This window comes from Rhodopila sp. (assembly GCF_035548095.1).
Taxonomy (GTDB): domain Bacteria; phylum Pseudomonadota; class Alphaproteobacteria; order Acetobacterales; family Acetobacteraceae; genus Rhodopila.
This window is the reverse complement of sequence record NZ_DASZUV010000001.1, coordinates 407,647-426,108: the sequence shown is the minus strand read 5'-3', so window position 1 is coordinate 426,108 and position 18,462 is coordinate 407,647. Positions and strand designations below refer to the sequence as shown.

Below are 18,462 nucleotides of genomic sequence, written 5' to 3'. Positions count from 1 at the left end.
TGAGAACCCCCTATAGACCGCCGCCTGTCGCGGGCGTAGCTCAGGGGTAGAGCACAACCTTGCCAAGGTTGGGGTCGAGGGTTCGAATCCCTTCGCCCGCTCCAAATTTCCAGTGGAAAATCAAGGCATTAGAAGCGGCCCGGCGAGGCCGCTTCTGCTTACCCACCCACCCTCTCACGGCCAGGTAAGCGAGGGGTAAGCACCTGAAGGCCAATTCCGGCGGCCGAATCCCGGTAGCTGACGTCAGACTCGCCCGTCTGCCCTCCATAGGCATGAAATTCGCCCCTTCTGGCTCTGAAGGAAATCGGCTGTGGCGCGCCAGCGCATGAACGCAGGGGGATTACAAAGCGAGAGAATCGTGTTTACGGCGCGCGCCCCTTTCATAGCGGGGAAGCGATCCAGGTAAGCGGTCTCGTGGGCAGCGGCCCCGGCGCCGGTGGTTGACGTGGGAGCCTTGGCTAGATTTCGAGGCCTACACATCAGGGCTGAATTGCTCGCTGTACGCATAAGTTCAAATCCTGCCCTGGCAACAGATCGGCAGCCTAACGCCAACCTGGACATAGGCGGTCGCCGTCGGGAGGGCAGTTGCTGCTGCGGGGACACTGAACACCCGATTCTTGCGAGTGGTTGAACGTGCCGTGCCCCGATTGGCGGCGTAGCCACTCGACACTCTGCTGGATAGTTTGACGGCCTCCGAAGCCGTAGGCCACAGGTTCGAACCCTGTCGGCTGCGCCAAACTAAGCCGAATCTACAATTTGACGCCCAGGACTCCCCCAACCCCAACGGCGGAGATTCGTTGGTGCTGACTGCAAGTCGCCCCCTTCGCACGGTCATTCGTCCTGTCTTCCCTGGGCAGGCCATTACGACTTGAAGGACAGATAGACCTCCGCGCACCCAATTTCATACCCGCAGATACCCAGTAGCCCTCCCTGAGCCCCGACTCTTCGCGTGCTGACGGGTAAAGAAACAGGATGGAGAATCGGGTCTAATCGGGTATTATTGGGTATGGAATCGAATATGAGAGACCCGGCATGAGGGAGCCCAAGCTCGCGCCTGGCCCCGACCTTGTGAAACTCGTCGCCGAAATTGATGAGTTCAAAGGTCGATGGGAGGCCCTCAAGGCGCTCTCACCAGACCGCCTCAGCGCACTCCGCAAAGTGGCCACCATCGAGAGTGTCGGCTCCTCTACGCGCATCGAAGGGGCGAAGCTATCAGATGCCGAGATCGAGGACCTGCTCTCGCGGGCGATCCACGTTAAGTCCTTCAAGACGCGTGATGAGCAGGAAGTGGCCGGATACGCCGAGGCGATGGACCTCGTGTTCGAGGCCTACGCGGACATGCGCCTGACCGAGAACCATATTCGCCAACTACACCAAACCTTGCTGCGCCACAGCGACAAGGATGCGCACCATCGCGGCTCCTATAAGACGCTCTCCAATAATGTCGTGGCATTCGATGCGGACGGGCGGGAGATCGGCGTCGTGTTCGAAACGGTCTCGCCTTTCGACACACCGCGCGAGATGGAGGCCCTCGTCGCTTGGACGCGCAAAACGCTGGATGAGGAAGCGCTGCACCCTCTCCTCGTCGTCGCTGTCTTCATCGTGGCGTTTCTAGCAATCCATCCTTTCCAGGATGGAAACGGGCGGCTCTCGCGCGTGCTCACCACGCTCCTCTTACTGCGAGCAGGCTATGCGTACGTGCCGTACGCCTCTCTGGAGCGCGTGATCGAGGAAAACAAAGATCTGTACTACAAAGCCCTCCGGCGCACGCAGACGACTCTCAAGAACGAAATGCCCGATTGGGACCCATGGGTGGGTTTCTTCCTGCGCTCCCTCAAGAGGCAGAAAGACAACCTCGCAGCGCGGCTGGACCGTGAACGGATCGCTCAGGGCAGCGAGGCCGACTTGCCGGAGCTATCGCTCCAGGTCCTCAAAGCACTTCGGGCGAGAGAGCGCCTGACGATCGCGCAGCTTGCCTCGATCACCGGCGCAAATCGGAACACGCTAAAAGTGCGTCTGCGCGAACTGGTGGCAGACGGACGCGTGCGTCGGCACGGCAAAGCGCGCGCCACATGGTATTCACTATGAGCGCTACGCCGCCAACCATCGACCAAGCACAGTTCACAGGTACCATCTGCGAGCGGCCACAGAATTTTGCTTGGTTTCTGGGCGCGGGCGCATCCAGATCAGCGGGGCTTCCGACTGCGACGGACATCATCTGGGATTTGAAGCGGCGCTACTACTGCCAGAAGGAGAATGAGGACATCTCACGGCAGGATGTCCAGCTCGAAGCCGTGCGATCCCGCATTCAATCCTATATGGCCTCCAAGGGCTTTCCAGCGGAATGGGCTCCCGAAGAATATTCAACCTGCTTTGAAAAAATCTTTGGTGACGACAAGGAGCGGCAGCGCCGCTATCTCGCGGGTATTCTCGCCGAAGATAAAGCCACGCTCTCCGTTGGCAACCGTGTGCTTGGCGCGATGCTCTCCTCGGGACTCAGCCGCGTCGCCTTCACTACGAACTTCGATAGCATCGTGGAGAAGGCCGTCGCCGAGGTGAGCGGCAATTCCCTCTCCGCCTATCACATCGAGGGCTCGCGCTCAGCCATCCAAGCCCTCAACAACGAGGAGTTTCCGTTCTACTGCAAGCTTCACGGTGACTTCCGCTATGACAGCGTGAAAAATCTCGCCGCAGATCTTGCTACTCAAAATGCCGAGCTTGCTCAAGTGCTCAAAATAGCGGCGAGCCGATTTGGTTTCGTCGTCGTCGGATTCAGCGGCCGAGATGAGAGCGTGATGGCCCTGTTCCGGGAAGCAATCGATACGCCCAATGCGTTCCCGCATGGATTTTATTGGACGGGCATCAAGGGCGTGCTGGTCGCTCCGCCAGTCGAGGAACTCTTGATTACCGCGCGCGCCAAGGGAGTGAAGGCAGCTTATTTCTCTATAGAAACGTCCGATGCGCTGATGCTCCGCATATGGCGCAATCTTCCGGGCAAATCGCCCGAGTTGGATAAGAAGGTTCGCAAGTCACAGGCGACGAGCGTTTCGATTCCACTGCCGGGAGCAGGGACCCGCAAGCCGATCATGCGGCTCAACGCGCTCCCCCTTACCAGTCTGCCCGGTGAATGCCAGAGCCTCACCTTTACATGCGATAAGGAGTGGCGCGCGTTGCGGGACGTGCAGCGGAAATCGGAAGGTCGCCTGATCCTGACGAAGGCGGACACGATTCTTGCCTGGGGAGCCGAGGCCGACGTGCGCGAGTACTTCAAGGCGGACCTCAAGGCGCTCGATCCTTTCGAGATTGGCGACAGGCTATTGACGCTGGATGATCATCTCTATCTCAAGGGCTTCCTTGAGGAGGCGTTGTGCGCGGCGATCATTCGTGGCAAGCCGCTACTAACGCGAACACATGGCCGGAACGCCTTCATCATCGCGGACGCTCATGCGCAGGATCAGTCCAAGTTCACGGCCCTAGCCCAGATCACCGGCAAGGTTCACGGACAGATAGACGGGTTAGTCGCACCTGCCGACGATCATCACCCCGATCCGGAGCGCGTTCGCTGGGCCGAAGCGCTGCGCATATCTCTCGACCTGCGTGATGGGAGATATTGGCTGATTGTTGATCCGGATATCTGGATCTGGCCGAACCGGGCGCGCCGCCTCGCGGACGAATTCATGGACAGGCGACGGGGCGATCGTTTCAACAAGAAATATAATCAGCTTCTTGACGCCTGGGTTCGGCTAATTGTCGGCACCGATGCACGAAACACCGAGGTCACCGTATCGGCCTTCGCCTCAGGCAGCGTCGCCGAGAATCCTTCCTTCTCATTTGGGACGCGGACGGGATTTTCGCAAAGGCTCGTATCGTGAGCACGCCGCAGAGCGAACTTTCGGGTTATGTGACTCTGCCGGAGCCGGACCTTCTGTTCGCAGGAAACAAACTGCAAAAACATCCGTTGCTGGGTCTGATCAATCACGGTCCTTTCGGCCTCAAATACGGCACACCCAGTACGCTGCGTCTTGCCTTGGTCGCGCCGAGGCTGCATCAGCAAAAGCTTCCGACCCTCATCCGCGAATTGAATGGTAGCGCCAAGCCGAAGGAAGCCGTCAACTACTATCCTGAATACCCGGGATTCTCGAAGGTGTTCCGGATTCCGATCACGGCGGTGAGCGACAATCTGATCCTTACATTTCCTGATGCGCTGGAGAATCATGCGCGCAACGGCGCCAAACACGAACTTGCTCGCGGACTTTTTCAGTGTCTTGCTCAACTCACATCCCTGCGCAGCAATTTTGATGTCGCCTTGGTCTATCTCCCCGAACACTGGGCTGCGTGTTTCGAGGGCGAGAATTTTGACTTTCACGACTTTCTCAAAGCATTCTGCGCGCCGTTCAACATTCCACTCCAGATTGTCCGCGAAGCGAGCTTCGCGCGCGTATGCCGCGCGAATGTCATGTGGGGGCTGAGCGTTGCGCTCTATGCCAAGGCGGGCGGCGTTCCATGGAAGCTAACCGGCCTGCGTCAGGACGAAGCCTATATCGGCATCAGCTACGCAATGAAAGCTGACAGGGAAGGCAACGAGTACACGACCTGTTGCAGCCAGCTCTTTGACCCGGACGGCACCGGCTTCCGGTTCGTCGCGTATGACGCGCGGGAGTTCACGCAGGATGGCCGCAAGAACCCCTACCTCTCCTACTATGAAATGCAGTCCGTGCTCTCGCGCAGCCTGGAGATTTATCAAGGCGGCCATTTCGGGCGCTCGCCCAAGAAAGTCACGATCCATAAGAACACGCCGTTCAGGGAGGAAGAACTGCTCGGCGCACTCGACAGTTTCAAGGATGGCACCGAGGTCGAACTGATTCAGATCGTGAAGGATACGGACTGGAAGGGCGTGCGCTTTGATCTCAAGTCGCCGCCGCAGGCCCACAACTATCCGATGGAACGGGGCACCTATTTCCCGCTCTCGGCGAACGAGGCGCTGCTGTGGACACAGGGCAGCGTTCAGGGCGTCCATGTCACCAATCCGAGCAACAACGTCTACAAAGAAGGCGCACTCAAGCCGACGCCATCGCCTGTCCTGGTCCGTCGTTTCAGCGGCGCGGGCGGCTGGCATGAGACTTGCGCCGGAATCATCGGGCTCACGAAAATGGATTGGAACAATAACACGCTCTACAAGAAGCTTCCCGTGACACTGGTCTATTCCAAGACGTTCGCCAACATCATTCAGCAAAATCCGGATATGGTCGATAGCGTCTTCGATTTCCGTAATTTTATGTAGTCCCAAGCCCGCTCTGCGCCGTCTACCCAATCTGGAGCGACAGTTGGCGACCCGCGTGACGAGGGGATCACAATCCCGCTCCCTTCCCGCTCCCAGGGGAGGCGACGATCAGGGAGGGCGCGGTTGTGTCTCTGTCCCGCGCTGCGATCGTCCGCCATAGAAAGCAACACCCGCGTCCGATCATCGAGCCGAATCAAGTCCGCGACCGTGTGGCCGTCTAGAACGCCCAGGAAAGCCGTCATGGCGCGGCCATCACCGAAAATCTCGCGGCCAGCCGGTGTCGAGTTTGGCGGGAGTGTGAAGGCGTGATGCGTCCGCTGCACGACTCCCCGAAGGACGCGCGATGAGCGTGGCTCGACGATCAGCGCAGATACCCTGGCCGCGCGATATGTGCATAGGTGCTGATGCCAAGCACGCGGTCATGCCGTGTTGTCGGCAAAATCCTTCCGGCAGCGGCGAGTGCCAATGCCATTCGGTGCGCGCAATCGCAGGCAACGACATCCGGACCTCTCGGGAGGGGGCGGCGCCGGTTTGACCCAGGTCCCGGCGAACCCCAGCAAAGGCATGGATTGATCATAGGACATCCATCGCGGAACTGACCGATCGGACCGCGACTATGAATGTTGGCCGCTGCCGTCAGCGTGATCCGCAATTCCAGCAGTACGAGCTGCCCATCTTCCGGAATCGCTTTTCCCCCGGGGCAGTGAACTCTTCCTGTAATGGTCGTCTACCACCGCAACCTGCGTAAGAGCGGAAGGGCCATTCTCACCAGTCGTGGCATCGTTTTGGGACGCAAGAGCCTCGGGTCATAACCCGCGAAGCGTCGACCATTTTCTTGCAGACAGGCCGCCATCACCTCATGGAGACGAACATCGACGGCGCTTACCGACTTGGCGCCAGTGACCGTAAAATTATTATCCTGGTAGGTCTCGTTTCCCTGAGCATCCATGCCGCGGGCCAACCCGATGCGTTCCCATCCGAGAAACAACCAAGCCGCGGCCACGCGCATCTCGAAATAAATCCGGCGCAACAGTGATAAGTTGGCGCGGTGCCATGCGACCCAGTTGGCGAAGAGCAGGATATGGCGGCATTCCTCCTGCATGACCGGCTCGAAAGTCTCCACCAGTTCAATTGGGAAAAAGCCGGAGCGCTTGGCCATATCGAATAGGCCGAATGCGAAGAAACTGTCGATACACTCGCTGTAGCCGGTGATCAGATAAGCCCATTCGGGATCGCGCGGTTGGCGATAGGGCGGTTCGTTTGCCAGCGGGATTCCGTAAGCTTCGACAAGCTTCGATAGGACTTCCTTATGGCGATTTTCCTCCCAGGCATTCAAGGCGATCGCGGAACGCATATCCGGATCAAAAAGAGTGGCCGCATAGGCTGCCATGCGGAGCCTCGCCTTTCCTTCCGTCTGCACCGCAATGTCCCAGATGGGCAATGACGTGATCCGGTTTAGCGTCTCTTGATCGAGTTTTGGCCACGGAATGACGGACGGACGGTACGGGTTGAAGGTTTCCTCGAACATACGGCAGACTTCATATTTATGGGTGCCCGAACCCGTTCGGAAACGTCCAGGCATGGGACTTTCCCAATACCGCGCCGTGCGATCCGCACGTTCCATTTCTTCGGGTGTCGGCGGCTTCGTTGGAAGATCGGGAGGCACGAATCCGGGCACGAGTGCTTCCGTAATGAACTGGTCGTCAGCGCTATTCATTGCCAGTTTCTTCCGCTAGATCCCGTCGGGCCTCTGTTAGTCGATTATCCGTGGGCCGCCTGCTGCAAGGGGCCTTTCGGCCGCTTGGCCAGCCAGATCAATGCCGCGAATGCAAGAATGAGGATCGTGGCATTCTGATAAAAGTCATTCGTTGCAAGCATGACGGCCTGGCCATCCACTTGCATTGAGAAGAGCGGCAGATTTGCCGGGAGCGGAGTGTGGCCGTAGGACCCAATGGCACCCACAAGCTGGCTGCGCGCGGCCCTGGTGGCGTTCTGCCAATAATTCTGGGTAAGCGACGTACCGATTGCCATGGAAAGCACGCGAAGAAAGTTCTGGAGACCGGAGCCGCCAGCCACCTTTTCCGGAGGCAGATCCGACACACCGAGCGCCGTCAATGTGATCAGGCAAGCAGGGACACCTGCGCCGAGGACAAACATCGCCCACGCGGTGTTCCCGTAGTCGGCCTGCGTGGTGAATCCCATACGCATGAAGAACGATACGGCTAGAACACACATTCCGTAGGTCACGATAAGACGCGGATCGATCTTCGGCAGCAATCTGCCAACGATCGGGGCCGTCACCACGGCGAGGATGCCCATTGGTGCAGTTGCAAATCCGGCCCAGGTGGCCGTGTAACCCATCATCTGTTGTAGCCAAAGCGGTGTCAGCACGATGTTGCCGAAGAAGAGGCCGAACATCAGGCTCAACGTGACCGTTGAGATCAGCCAGTTACGCGACAGAAAAACCGAAAGATCGAGCACCGGATCGTCGTCTGTCGTCTCCCAGATCACGAGCAGGACCACAGAAATCGCGGAGGCGATCGCCATCTCGTTGATGAACGGTGAGCTGAACCAGTCGAGATCATGCCCCTTTTCGAGCATGATCTGGAATGCGCTGACGAAAACCATCAGCAATACCAAGCCAACAAAGTCGATTCTCGATCGCGCGATTGCGGTAATGCGGTCGCGTAGAAGCGGCCAACTGATCGATGCCACCGTGGCGCAGAAGAAGATATTGATGAAAAATATCCAGCCCCAGTAGTAGTTGTCGCATATGTAGCCGCCGATGATCGGCCCGAAGATCGGTGCAACAACCGTCGTGAGACCCCATAGCGCAATCGCCACGTTTGAACGGTCCTCGGGGAAAATCGAAATCATGAGAGTCGAGGACAGGGGGATCAGTGGACCGCCGGCGAGTCCTTGCAGGATTCGGAACAAAACCAGCATGCCCAACGAACTCGAAAGACCGCAGATCACCGAACAGATGACAAAGGCGATGACGCTGAAGATAAACAGCCTGACCTCGCCAAAAATCTGGGTAAGCCAGCCCGTCAGGGGAACGGTTATGGCTTCGGCGACGGCATAGGCTGTAATGATCCAGGTGCCGTCATCGGTGGAGACGCCGAGCGCGCCCGATATCGTCGGCATTGCGACGTTCGAGATGGTGGTATCGAGCACAACCACGAAGTTCCCGAGCGACAGAGCGACGCATCCAAGAAGGAGAGCAACGCCCTTTAGCGGTGGTGGTCGCGTGCCGTTCGGCTCCGGTTTATCGGTCATTTCTTCGTCCCCACATTGACTGTGACGGTCATCGAAAGGCCGACCCGAAGGGGGTGCTGTTCCAACTCTTGAGGATCGAGGGAGATGCGCACCGGAAGGCGCTGAACGACCTTGATCCAGTTTCCCGTCGCATTCTGCGCAGGGATCGCGGCGAAGGCGCTCCCGGAACCGCCGGCAAATCCGACGACATGTCCGTGATAGACGACACTGCTACCGTAGAGGTCCGAGGTCACGGTTGCGGGCTGGCCGGGTCGCACATGCCCCAACTGATTTTCCTTGAAATTGGCATCGACGTACATGGCGTTGATTGGCACCACGACCATTACCGGCACACCAGGCTGCACCCTTTGGCCCACGTCCACTTTGCGCTGATCGATCACCCCCGCGACGGGCGCGCGGATCACCGTCCGGTCAAGGTCGAGCTGGGCGGCGGCGAGCCGCGCCTTCGCCGCCAGGACCTCCGGATTGGTCTCGACCGTCGCGTCCTCGAACAGCGTGCGGTTGGCCGCCTGAGCGCCAGTCGCCGCCGCGATGGAGGCTTCTGCCTCGCTGAGCTTGGCGTGCGCCATTGTGACCGCCGCCTCGGCGTTGCGCTGGGCTGTCAGAGAATCGGTAAGTTCCTCGGCGGAAACCGCCCCTGGCCCCGCAAGCATCCTCCGCCTCCTGACATCGAGATTCGCCTTGTCGAGATTGGCCTGAGCCTGGATGAGGTTGGCCCGCGCCGTTTCGACGGCTGCCTGTTGCATCGCCACCTGACCGCCGAGAGTGGCGTCACTGGCGATTATCTGGCGCACTTTGCGCCGCGCGGCGTCGAGCGCTGCGGTCGCCTGGTCGAGAGCAATCCTTTGGTCCGTGCCGTCCAGAACGAACAGCACCTGCCCCGCCTGGACCATCTGGGTGTTGACCACATAGACGGCCTTCACCGGGCCGCCGGTCAGCGGCGTGACCTGTGCGATCTCGACATTGGTATAGGCGTCATCCGTGCTGACCGTTGGCGGCGCCAAGAAGGCAGACCAAATCCACCAGCCACCAGCGATCAGCACCACCAGGAGACCGAAGGAAAGCAACAACTTCTTCCGCAGCTTGGCGCGCTGGGAGTTGCCTTGCGCATGTTCGCCCGTATCGCCCGCTGCCGCAGCATTCCCGCTCATGTCCGCGCTCCTTCCGATAGCCTCACTGAAAGCCCGCCGATCGGACGCTGAGCTGGACTTGCAATTCCTCGCAGGTGGGTCATCCATGGCTCCCGTTTTCAGGGATAGAGGTGTGGTATCCGCCGCCGAGGGCGCGCATCAGAGCGATGTCGAGCGTGAATGCACGAATGCGCAGGCTGGCGGCCTGGTTACGCGCCTCGATGAGCGCGTCCTCGCTGATCAGAACGCTGTCGTAATCCGTGAGGCCGCCTTTGAAGCGATCTCGGGTCAGCGTGTATGCGGCTTGCGCCTGTTGCTCGGCCGCATCCGCCGCCTGGCTGCGAGTCTGCAAAGCGTTGAGGGAGGCGATCGCGTCAGCCGCATCGCGCAATGTTTGGAGCAAGACATCGTTGTAGCTGGCGACGGCCAGGTCGTATTCGCCTCTTGCACCTCTGTAGCCAGCCTCCAGACGCCCGCCCTCGAAGATCGGCAGGTTTATGGCTGGGCCTACGGAGCCAAGTTCGGACTCTTCTTGGAACAGGTTACCCAAACCCATTGACAGCACGCCGAACACGGCCATCAGGTTTACGTTCGGGTAGTAGGCGGCTTTCGCGACCTTGATGCGGGACGCGGCTGCTTCAACGCGCCAGCGGGCGGCAACCAGACTAGGATTTCTACCGGCAAGCTCGATCGGCACGTCATTGGGCAGCGCTGGGGGAAGATTATTCACAAGCCTCGGCGGCGCGAGCTGGTCGCCACGGTCTGGCCCGGCACCGACCAGCGCCGCGATCGCGTGCCGGGTCAGTTCCAGCGATTCGTTGAGCGCCGCCAGTTGCTCCGTCGCCGTTTGCACTTGGGATTCGGCTTCTTCCAGCGCTTGCTTGGGAGCCGTGCCCGCCCGCAGGCGACCTTGGACCAGATCGAGGCTGTCCTGCTTTATTCGAAGCGCATCGGCGGCCAGGTCGCGATCGACCGCTAGTCGGGCAAAATCGCAATAGGTCGAGGCAACGTCGGCCGCGAGGGTCACGCGCGCCGCTGCGGCATCCGCTGCCGCAGCTTCGGCGGTGGAGGTCGCCGCCGCGACGGCGGCGCGATTCTTGCCCCAGAAGTCGATCTCGTAATTGCCGTCCAACAGCGCGGCACCCAACCCTTTCCAGTCCCCGTTGGAGGGCAGACCGAGGTTTTCCGTTATTCGCGTTTCCTGGACCGTCCCGATGACGTTCAGGCTCGGCAGCAAAGCCGCCTGCGCGTTCTCGATTTGGGATTTGGCGATGGCGACACGCGCCGCCGCCTGGGCCATGGTCGGTGAGTTCGCGATGGCTTCGTCGATCAACCCATCCAGTTGTGGATCACCGAAGGCACGCCACCATTGATCCTGCGGCCATGGCTGGCCGCCAGCAGGAAGGCTCTCTCCCGCCGCGTAGGTTTGAGCTGTCGCCAGCTTCGGCCGCGGACCGAGGTTCGGCGTGCAAGCGGAAAGAAGGCAGCTCCCGAACAGAAGGCCGGCAACGCACAGAGGCAGGGGTTGGCGCCCCCGCCCGTCCGAGACGCGGACAGAGTGCGTGGACGTCCCTGCGGGCGCGCGAGGTGCTTGCCGGATTTTGCTTTGGCCGTGGGGTCCACTCGAGTGGAAGCCAGCGGCATAGACGTGCTCGTACAGAATCCACCTCCGCGGCTTGTCCACGATCGGCCAACCGAAGCTCGGCGGGCATACATCGGTAACTAGCGTTACCCTTGTGGACCGAGGTAAGGTAAGTTACCGTTCCGGTCAAGTGCTCAGTTCGACGACAGGAGGTTCAGATGGCCGCCCACGCGGCGAAGAGACCGACACATGACGAGCGCCGCGCCGCTATGTTGGAAGCGGCGGCTGCGGTGTTTTTTGAGCATGGCTATGCCGCAACAAGCATCGACGCGATCATCGAGCGGATCGGCGGGTCTAAGCGAACGATCTACAATGAGTTCGGGAGCAAGGAAGGGTTGTTCACGGCGCTCGTGACAGAAAGCGCCGATAAGGCTCTCGCTGCCCTACGGGTGGACGAGGTCGATCAAAGAGATCTCCGGCAGGCGCTTCTCGAATTCGCGAAGCGCCTGATGGATGTCTATATTTCGCCGACGCTGCTCGGCGTTTTTCGTACCATCGTCACCGAAGCTCAACGCTTCCCAGATCTCGCGCGCGCCTTCTATGACAAAGGCCCCGGCCGGGCGGCTCAACGTCTCTGTGAAGTATTAGAGGCGGCCCAGACGAGAGGTGAGGTACAATTGGAAGATTGCGCGATTGCGGCCGACCATTTCATGGGCATGGTCCGCGACAATTTCCACCTCCGCATTTTGCTGGGTCTCAGGCCCGAGCCAACGCCGGAAGCGGTCGAAGCCGTTGTCGTCTCCGCAGTCGATATCTTTCTCGACGGAATCCGCTACAGGCGACCTCCCGCGAGCATGCTCGATAAGTGACGCCATGAACGCCGTGGGGCATCTTTCCTTTCTGGAACGACTTGATGCTTTCCGGGAGCGGGCATGTGAACCCGCGCTCTCGATGCTGCTCTTCGTACAAACTGTAACCATATTCGGATTTGTTCCCGCTACGGCAGTATGGCCGATCATCCCCCAAGGCATCGTGGCAATATTGCCGCTGACGTTCTCATCAATCTTTATCGCCACGTCGCGAGGAAAGTGGGGCATTGGCACCGGCGCGGTGTCTCTGCTTCTGTCCGGCGTGGTCGCGGTACTCCAGTGCTGGCCGAACAGCCGAGTTGCAGTCGCCAGTGAAGACCTGGCCGCCGTCGTCACGTTCAGCCTGCTGAGCATCGAGGTGTTCAAGGCCGTTTACGGTCCAGGCCGCTTCACTGGACATCGTGTGCGCGGTGCGGTGGTGCTTTACCTTAATATCGGTCTGCTTTTCACCTTCCTGTATCGACTCATCGCCGAGTTCTCACCCAGTGCCTTTGCGCACCTTCCCGGAGCCGATCATCAGGCGGCCCTCCGCGCTGCGCTTGAATACTTCTCGTTCTCCGACCTGACGACACTCGGCATCGGCGATATCGTGCCAATTCAGCCGATGGCACGGGCCTTGGCTGTGCTGGAAGCGACGATGGGGCAGCTATTCCCGGCGACCTTGCTTGCATACGCGGTCACAAGGGCGATGCAGGGAGACGAAAAGTAGCTGCGATCGCGCGATTGCCCTCACGAGCGCATGTGCAGTCGTTCGCGCATCGCTCGGTCGGAAGGCGGGTGTCCCGTTACCTCACTCCCTGCCTGGCGCGAATCAGCGCGAAGGCGGCGTTCACCATGGCAACGTGGCTAAGCGCCTGCGGAAAGTTTCCGAGCAGCCGCTTTGCTTTGGGATCGTATTCTTCGGCCAGAAGGCCAACGTCGTTTGCCACGCTAAGAAGACGATCAAACAATTTCTCAGCGTCGCCAAAGCGATGCTGAAGAGCGTAATTTTCCACCAGCCAAAAGCTGCACGGCAGAAAGACTCCTTCCCCAGGGGGAAGACCGTCGATATTGGTGTCTGTATCGTACCGCGACACGAAACCGCCACGGAGGAGGCGCCGCTCAATCTCAGCAACAGTGTTGAGCATACGTTCGTCTGACGCCGACACGAAGCCGACGATCGGCAAAAGAAGCAAGGCCGCATCCATATGAGGTGACCCATACGCCTGCGTAAAGCATCCAAGCCTGATATTAAAAGCCCGCTCGCAAACCTCCGCGTGAATCCTGGCGGCCATCTTGCGATAATGTGTGCGCTCCCCTTCGTCCGGCGTCAGCCCCGCATGGTTCGCGGCCCGGTCGAACGCAACCCAAGCCATGACTTTTGAAAAGGTGAAATGCTGCAGGCTACCGCGGATTTCCCATATCCCGTTGTCGGGATTTGACCAGACCTTCTCCAGATGTTCAAGGATGACGCGCCGCAGCTTTGGACTGCGCTCGACCGGCGCGAACCCACCGTCCATCGCGAAGGTCAGAGCCGCGAAGACCTCGCCGTAGATGTCGAGCTGGGCCTGCACCGCGGCATCATTACCTATACGTACAGGGCTCGATTTTTCGTAGCCTGGCAGCCACGGTAGTTCCGACTCATCCAGATTCCGTTCCCCACCAACGCCGTACATGATCTGCATCTGCTCGGGTTTCCCCGCAACCGCGCGGAGCAGCCAATCCCTGAACGAGTGCGCCTCTTCGTGATGTCCGGCTCTCAGAAATGCAAAGAGCGTGAAAGCGGCATCGCGTATCCAGCAATACCTGTAGTCCCAGTTCCGGCTGCCGCCGATCATCTCCGGGAGCGATGTCGTGGCGGCGGCGACGATTCCCCCCGAGGGAGCGTAGGTTAGGCCCTTCAGCGTGACCAGAGACCGTTTGACCGCAGCACTCCAGCGGCCTGCATCCGCGGAGTGGCTAGACCATTTGCTCCAGAACCGTTGTGTCCTATCGAGTTCGTCGTCCGCCTGAACGCGCCACGGCGGATCAAGATAGGAGGCGCCATAGGTCAAGATGAACGAGATCGTCTCCCCACTCCCGATGGTAAATTCTGCCTTCACAGATCGATCCTCGCCATCGAGTGGGATGTCTGATCGCAGGATCAGCATATCGGGACCAGAAACGAATACCGCGGTCTGCTTGTCCGGCCTCTCAATCCAGGGGACTGCTTCTCCGTATCCGAATCGCGGCAGGATGGAACACTGCATCCCCACCCGGCCGGCGACGCCTCGGACAATCCGGATGACATAGCTCCCCACGTCGACGATCGGCATGAAGTCGATGACTTCTACGCGGCCACTCGAAGTTCGGAACTCGGTCATAAGGATCAGGCTTCCGTCCAGATACCGCCTATGGCTTTCTTTAATTTGAGCACTCGGAGCAATACGCCAGGCCCCATGTTCGTCCATACCGATCAGGGAAGAAAAACACGCGGGCGAGTCAAAACGCGGAAGACAAAGCCAATCGATCGAGCCTGTGCGACTAACCAACGCGGCCGTCTTGCAATCGCCGATCATGGCGTAGTCTTCAATGAGGCTTGTCACCGCCCGTATTTCCCTCAAAGCACGGCTAGGTGCGCATTCCTGGAAATATGCCCAGGACGAAACGGTAACTTACCTTACCTTTTGATGCCGAGCAACACTCGTCGCCCCCGAACTGGCTGGTCCTGCTTTGCGGCTGGCGACTACCTTGCCCGCGAACCGCCCGTAGGGGCAGCGAGATCAGGGTCTTTACCGCGCGCGTTTCCCTTTTTGATGCCCCGGGGCCTCTATGCCAGTCAGGAAAATTGTGACCGCCGCGGCCGCCCGTGCCTCGATTTCCGCCGTATCAGGCGGCGGACGTAGGCACAGGACGACTTGAAGATGGAGGTTGTCGCGCAGCATGCCGATGAAGTGGTCGGCGGCCAGCTTTGCGTCGATTGCCTTGATCTCCCCCCGTGCGCGCGCGGCGTCAAGGATACCCTCCAATCGCGTGGCCGCTCGTCCGGGTCCCTTGTCAAAAAACGCACTCGCCAGATCCGGGAACCGCACTGCTTCCGTGACGACGGCCCGATAAAGCCCGATGAGCTTGGGCGTCGTGTAGATTGTCAATAGGCTGCGCGCGAACCTCGTGAGAACCGTATCCAGAGCCGCGGACTTGCTGTCTGGCGTATCCAAGGCAGCCAAAGCGCCGTCGGCGATCTCCGTGACGAGCGCCGCGAACAGAGCCTCCTTGTTCCCGAATTCCTTATATATCGCGCGCTTTGAGCCCCCCACCCGCTCGATGATCATGTCGATGCTGCTGGCGGCGAAGCCGCGCTCGAAGAAGACCACCGCGGCAGCATCCAGGATATCGGCGCGTTTCTGCTCGGGCGTGGTTCGCCGCCTTCGTACCGGATGGTCCGAGTTCACAACACGATTCGCTTCCATGCTCCCATGATGGCCAAGATAGGCTCCAGCGCAACCTTTCGAACCACCCATCACGTGGTCGCTGACTCCTGCTGGGTCCGGGTTCGACGCTGCCCGGCAAATTTCCCGAACCGGACGCCCTGGGTCGATTTTTCAGCGCTGGAACCGCTTTGGTCTGATTTGGATCAATTCCCCGCCGTGAAAACACCGATAGGTTGCCTCATAAGGTAAGGTGTGTTACCTTACCTTATATCAGGAGCTGTCAAGATGGCGAGGGTACTGGTCCTTTATTACTCCAGTTATGGGCATATCGAGATGATGGCCCAGGCTGTCGCGCAGGGCGCAATCGCAGGGGGCGCCACGGTCGATATAAAGCGCATGCCCGAAACGGTGCCGGTCAAACTCGTCGAGTCCGCTGGTTTCCGGGTAAATCCCGACCATCCCGAGGCCGATCCGAAGGAGCTGACAGACTATGACGCGATCGTTGTTGGCACACCAGTCAACTACGGAAACATCGCGGCGCAGGTAAGCTCGTTCTGGGCTCGAACCACGGGACTCTGGAAAGATGGCGCCTTGGTCGGAAAACTCGCGGGCGCCTTCTCTTCAACGGGTTCCCAGCACGGTGGGAATGAGGCCGCGCTGCTCTCGATGCATAAGGTGTTCCTGCACCATGGAATGATCGTTATCGGCCTGCCTTACACCTATCATGCCCAGCTCGATGATGATCGTGTTGCCGGCGGATCTCCATACGGCGCCACGACCATCGCAGGAAAGACCCTGTCGTTACAGCCGAACGAAGTCGAACTTGGTGGCGCGCGATTCCAAGGTGAGCACATCGCGAAGGTTGCTGGAAAAGTCTTTGGATAGAGCGGGGAAAACCGCCCGCTCTCTCTTCCTGTCCACAACCCGTGTGCTGCATCTCCGAGGATATCTGCCATGTTCACGACGTTAACCTTCTGGCTGTGGGTCGCCACAGTACCGCTCGTAATTCTGTATTCTTATGCGTTTGTTGCCAAGACATTCTTTACGAAAGAAAAGCTGATAAAAATGTGGGGTTGGCCCGCTGATTACTCTCTGGGACTCATCCGCTTTATCGGTGTCTCCGAAGGCGCAGGGGTGATCGGGCTTGTGGCGCCAGTTCTCACGGGAATTCTTCCCTGGCTTACCGAGTTGGCCGCGATCTGCCTGACGGTGGTTCAGATTCTTGCCATCCGCGTACACATGAAGCGCCACGACAAAATGGCCCCCCTCAATTTCGGACTCCTGGCGCTCTCCGCTTTCGTCGCCTGGGGCTACAGAGGCAAGCTGGGTTGGTAGATGGCACCCGACGCGCACAGTTCGTCCAAACCGAGCCCCTGTTTGGACGGACGTGGCGTCTGTCGAAGGGTCCGCGTCGGTGCCGATCAAAGCCGCGATCATTCGCGGCTCACGGCTCAACATCTTCGCCACGCTCACCGGGCTCGCAAAAGCGGCGGCAAGGCCCTTTCAGGCCCGCGACCCAGGAGTACCCGCGTTTCAAGTGAATCGAAGGAAGCAACGCACCCACCCGGCGGCGCACGCCGCCCCACTTAGGAGAACCTCCATGGAGCAACAGAAGACGTCCACCGATCCGCTGGCGGCAAACCTGCGGGAGACTGTCGGCACCGGAGCTAGGCAGGTAAAGGAATCCACGCAAGCTGTGTTGGAGGCGTCGCGCGCTATGACCGACGCCTACACCCAAGCTGTGGACGTGCTGCGTGCTCGGGTCGACCAGATATTCCGAGCGAGCGTCGCCCTGATGGAAGCCGGGATGAATGCCAACTGCGACCATCTCAACCGACTTGTTGAAGCGCGTAGCCTTCAGGAGGTCGCGCGCCTGCAGATGCTGTGGAGTGCCAACCACACGCTGACCATCCTCCAGGAATTCAAGAAAATCGGACTGACCGGCGACGCGGAGAGCGGAAAGACCAAGCAAGGCTGAGCGTCCGTCATGGCCCGGTCAAAGCCCAATCTTACTGCATCAACGACGGTTGATTATCTGATCGTTGGTGGGGCCTCGCCGGCGCGACGGCAGCCGAGACCCTGCGGCGCGAAGGCGCCACAGGAACCATCGCGATCCTTTCGGCGGAGGTGATTCCGCCCTATCACCGCCCGAGGCTGTCCAAGAGCTACCTCCTCGGGACAACCAACGTCGAAGAAATGCTTGTGCATCCCCCCGATTTCTACGCAGCGCAGGGGATCGAGCTTCGTCTTGGCGCTTCCGTGACCGCGGTTGATCCAGCCCATCGAATGGTTTGTATCGCCAGTTCGGAGACCATCGGATACGGGCAACTCTTGCTTGCGCCCGGCGCGACCCCAAGGCGCTCTGACGCCCCCGGCCATGATCTGCCGGGAATCTTCTATCTCCGGCGACAAGAGGATGCCGACGCCATCCGTAGTGCGGCAAAGGGAGCGCGCCGGGCGGTCGTCATCGGGGCGAGCTATCTCGGGATGGAAGTTGCCTTCACGTTGCAGGAGTTGGGGCTGGCCGTGACCGTAATCGAGTCCGGCCCCCGTCTTCTCCCTCTCATCGAAGCACCGAAGATCTCGACGTTCTTTCAATCGGTCGCGCGGCAGCACGGCATGGACGTTCGATTGGAAGACACGGTCAAGCGCTATATCGGCAAGGATCGTCTCGAGAGAATCGAGACGCGGCGTGGCGATGCTTTGCCGGTCGATCTCGCGGTCGTGGCTTCCGGCGTTGTCCCCTGTACCGCGTTTCTCCAGGGCAGCGGCATAGCTCTGGATGAAAGAGGGTTCATCCAAGCCGACGCGATGCTGCACACGACCGCAGAGGGCGTATTCGCCGCCGGCGATACGGTGGACTTTTACGATCCGGTATTCGCGTGCAGGCGGAACCTGGAGCATTGGGACAACGCCGTGCGGCAAGGCCGGC

The 18,462-nt window shown here is 59.8% G+C and carries 14 protein-coding genes, 2 tRNA genes and 1 pseudogene; 11 read left to right on the top strand and 6 right to left on the bottom strand.

Annotated features, from left to right (window positions below; translation table 11 throughout):
- Positions 1-29: 29 nt before the first annotated feature.
- From VHC04_RS01895 to VHC04_RS01875, 5 genes are all read left to right on the top strand, one after another.
- Positions 30-104, top strand: a tRNA-Gly gene (locus VHC04_RS01895).
- A 546-nt stretch (positions 105-650) separates the two neighbouring features.
- Positions 651-736 (top strand) — tRNA-Ser (locus tag VHC04_RS01890).
- 296 nt (positions 737-1,032) lie between these two features.
- Positions 1,033-2,088 carry a Fic family protein gene (locus VHC04_RS01885; RefSeq protein ID WP_325677359.1) on the top strand — a complete coding sequence of 352 codons (1,056 nt, stop codon included), beginning with the start codon at positions 1,033-1,035 and terminating at the stop codon, positions 2,086-2,088.
- Positions 2,085-3,872: an SIR2 family protein gene (locus VHC04_RS01880; RefSeq protein ID WP_325677357.1), complete on the top strand. Its 1,788-nt coding sequence runs from the start codon at positions 2,085-2,087 to the stop codon at positions 3,870-3,872. The genes VHC04_RS01885 and VHC04_RS01880 overlap by 4 nt, the downstream gene beginning before the upstream one ends.
- Complete coding sequence (locus tag VHC04_RS01875) at positions 3,869-5,281, top strand: argonaute/piwi family protein (RefSeq protein ID WP_325677355.1); 1,413 nt, start codon at positions 3,869-3,871, stop codon at positions 5,279-5,281. Before VHC04_RS01880 ends, VHC04_RS01875 begins: the two co-directional genes overlap by 4 nt.
- A gap of 727 nt (positions 5,282-6,008) precedes the next feature.
- Here VHC04_RS01875 and VHC04_RS01870 read toward each other — a convergent pair.
- The 4 genes from VHC04_RS01870 to VHC04_RS01855 all read right to left on the bottom strand — a co-directional run bounded on the left by VHC04_RS01870 (position 6,009) and on the right by VHC04_RS01855 (position 11,374).
- On the bottom strand, positions 6,009-6,905 hold the full coding sequence (locus VHC04_RS01870; protein ID WP_325677467.1) for a ferritin-like domain-containing protein: 897 nt from the start codon (positions 6,903-6,905) through the stop codon (positions 6,009-6,011).
- Positions 6,906-7,042: 137 nt separating this feature from the next.
- The gene (locus VHC04_RS01865) at positions 7,043-8,560 is read right to left on the bottom strand and encodes a DHA2 family efflux MFS transporter permease subunit (RefSeq protein ID WP_325677353.1); all 1,518 of its coding nucleotides are present in this window, start codon (positions 8,558-8,560) and stop codon (positions 7,043-7,045) included.
- Positions 8,557-9,711 carry an HlyD family efflux transporter periplasmic adaptor subunit gene (locus VHC04_RS01860; RefSeq protein ID WP_325677351.1) on the bottom strand — a complete coding sequence of 385 codons (1,155 nt, stop codon included), beginning with the start codon at positions 9,709-9,711 and terminating at the stop codon, positions 8,557-8,559. The genes VHC04_RS01865 and VHC04_RS01860 overlap by 4 nt, the downstream gene beginning before the upstream one ends.
- A 79-nt stretch (positions 9,712-9,790) precedes the next feature.
- Positions 9,791-11,374, bottom strand: a complete 1,584-nt coding sequence (locus tag VHC04_RS01855) for an efflux transporter outer membrane subunit (RefSeq protein ID WP_325677349.1) — start codon at positions 11,372-11,374, stop codon at positions 9,791-9,793.
- Between the two features lie 116 nt (positions 11,375-11,490).
- Between VHC04_RS01855 and VHC04_RS01850 the strand changes: the two genes are divergently transcribed.
- Together VHC04_RS01850 and VHC04_RS01845 are read left to right on the top strand one after the other, a co-directional pair.
- Positions 11,491-12,141, top strand: a complete 651-nt coding sequence (locus VHC04_RS01850) for a TetR/AcrR family transcriptional regulator (protein WP_325677347.1) — start codon at positions 11,491-11,493, stop codon at positions 12,139-12,141.
- Between the two features lie 4 nt (positions 12,142-12,145).
- Positions 12,146-12,850, top strand: coding sequence for a potassium channel family protein (locus VHC04_RS01845; protein WP_325677344.1), 705 nt, complete (start codon positions 12,146-12,148; stop codon positions 12,848-12,850).
- A 76-nt stretch (positions 12,851-12,926) separates the two neighbouring features.
- Here the strand turns inward: VHC04_RS01845 and VHC04_RS01840 are convergent, their stop codons facing one another.
- Both VHC04_RS01840 and VHC04_RS01835 read right to left on the bottom strand, forming a co-directional pair.
- Entirely contained in the window at positions 12,927-14,705 is a 1,779-nt protein-coding gene (locus VHC04_RS01840) for a glycoside hydrolase family 15 protein (protein ID WP_325677342.1), read from the bottom strand.
- Between the two features lie 186 nt (positions 14,706-14,891).
- Positions 14,892-15,569, bottom strand: a complete 678-nt coding sequence (locus VHC04_RS01835) for a TetR/AcrR family transcriptional regulator (protein WP_325677340.1) — start codon at positions 15,567-15,569, stop codon at positions 14,892-14,894.
- Between the two features lie 246 nt (positions 15,570-15,815).
- Between VHC04_RS01835 and wrbA the strand changes: the two genes are divergently transcribed.
- From wrbA to VHC04_RS01815, 4 genes and pseudogenes are all read left to right on the top strand, one after another.
- Positions 15,816-16,415 carry an NAD(P)H:quinone oxidoreductase gene (gene wrbA, locus VHC04_RS01830; RefSeq protein WP_325677338.1) on the top strand — a complete coding sequence of 200 codons (600 nt, stop codon included), beginning with the start codon at positions 15,816-15,818 and terminating at the stop codon, positions 16,413-16,415.
- 69 nt (positions 16,416-16,484) lie between these two features.
- Positions 16,485-16,865 (top strand): DoxX family protein, encoded by a 381-nt coding sequence (locus VHC04_RS01825; RefSeq protein WP_325677336.1) that lies wholly within the window; start codon positions 16,485-16,487, stop codon positions 16,863-16,865.
- Positions 16,866-17,130: 265 nt separating this feature from the next.
- Complete coding sequence (locus tag VHC04_RS01820) at positions 17,131-17,508, top strand: phasin family protein (protein WP_325677334.1); 378 nt, start codon at positions 17,131-17,133, stop codon at positions 17,506-17,508.
- A gap of 83 nt (positions 17,509-17,591) precedes the next feature.
- Positions 17,592-18,446 (top strand): annotated as a pseudogene (locus tag VHC04_RS01815) (NAD(P)/FAD-dependent oxidoreductase); the annotation flags it as partial.
- Between the last annotated feature and the right edge of the window lie 16 nt (positions 18,447-18,462).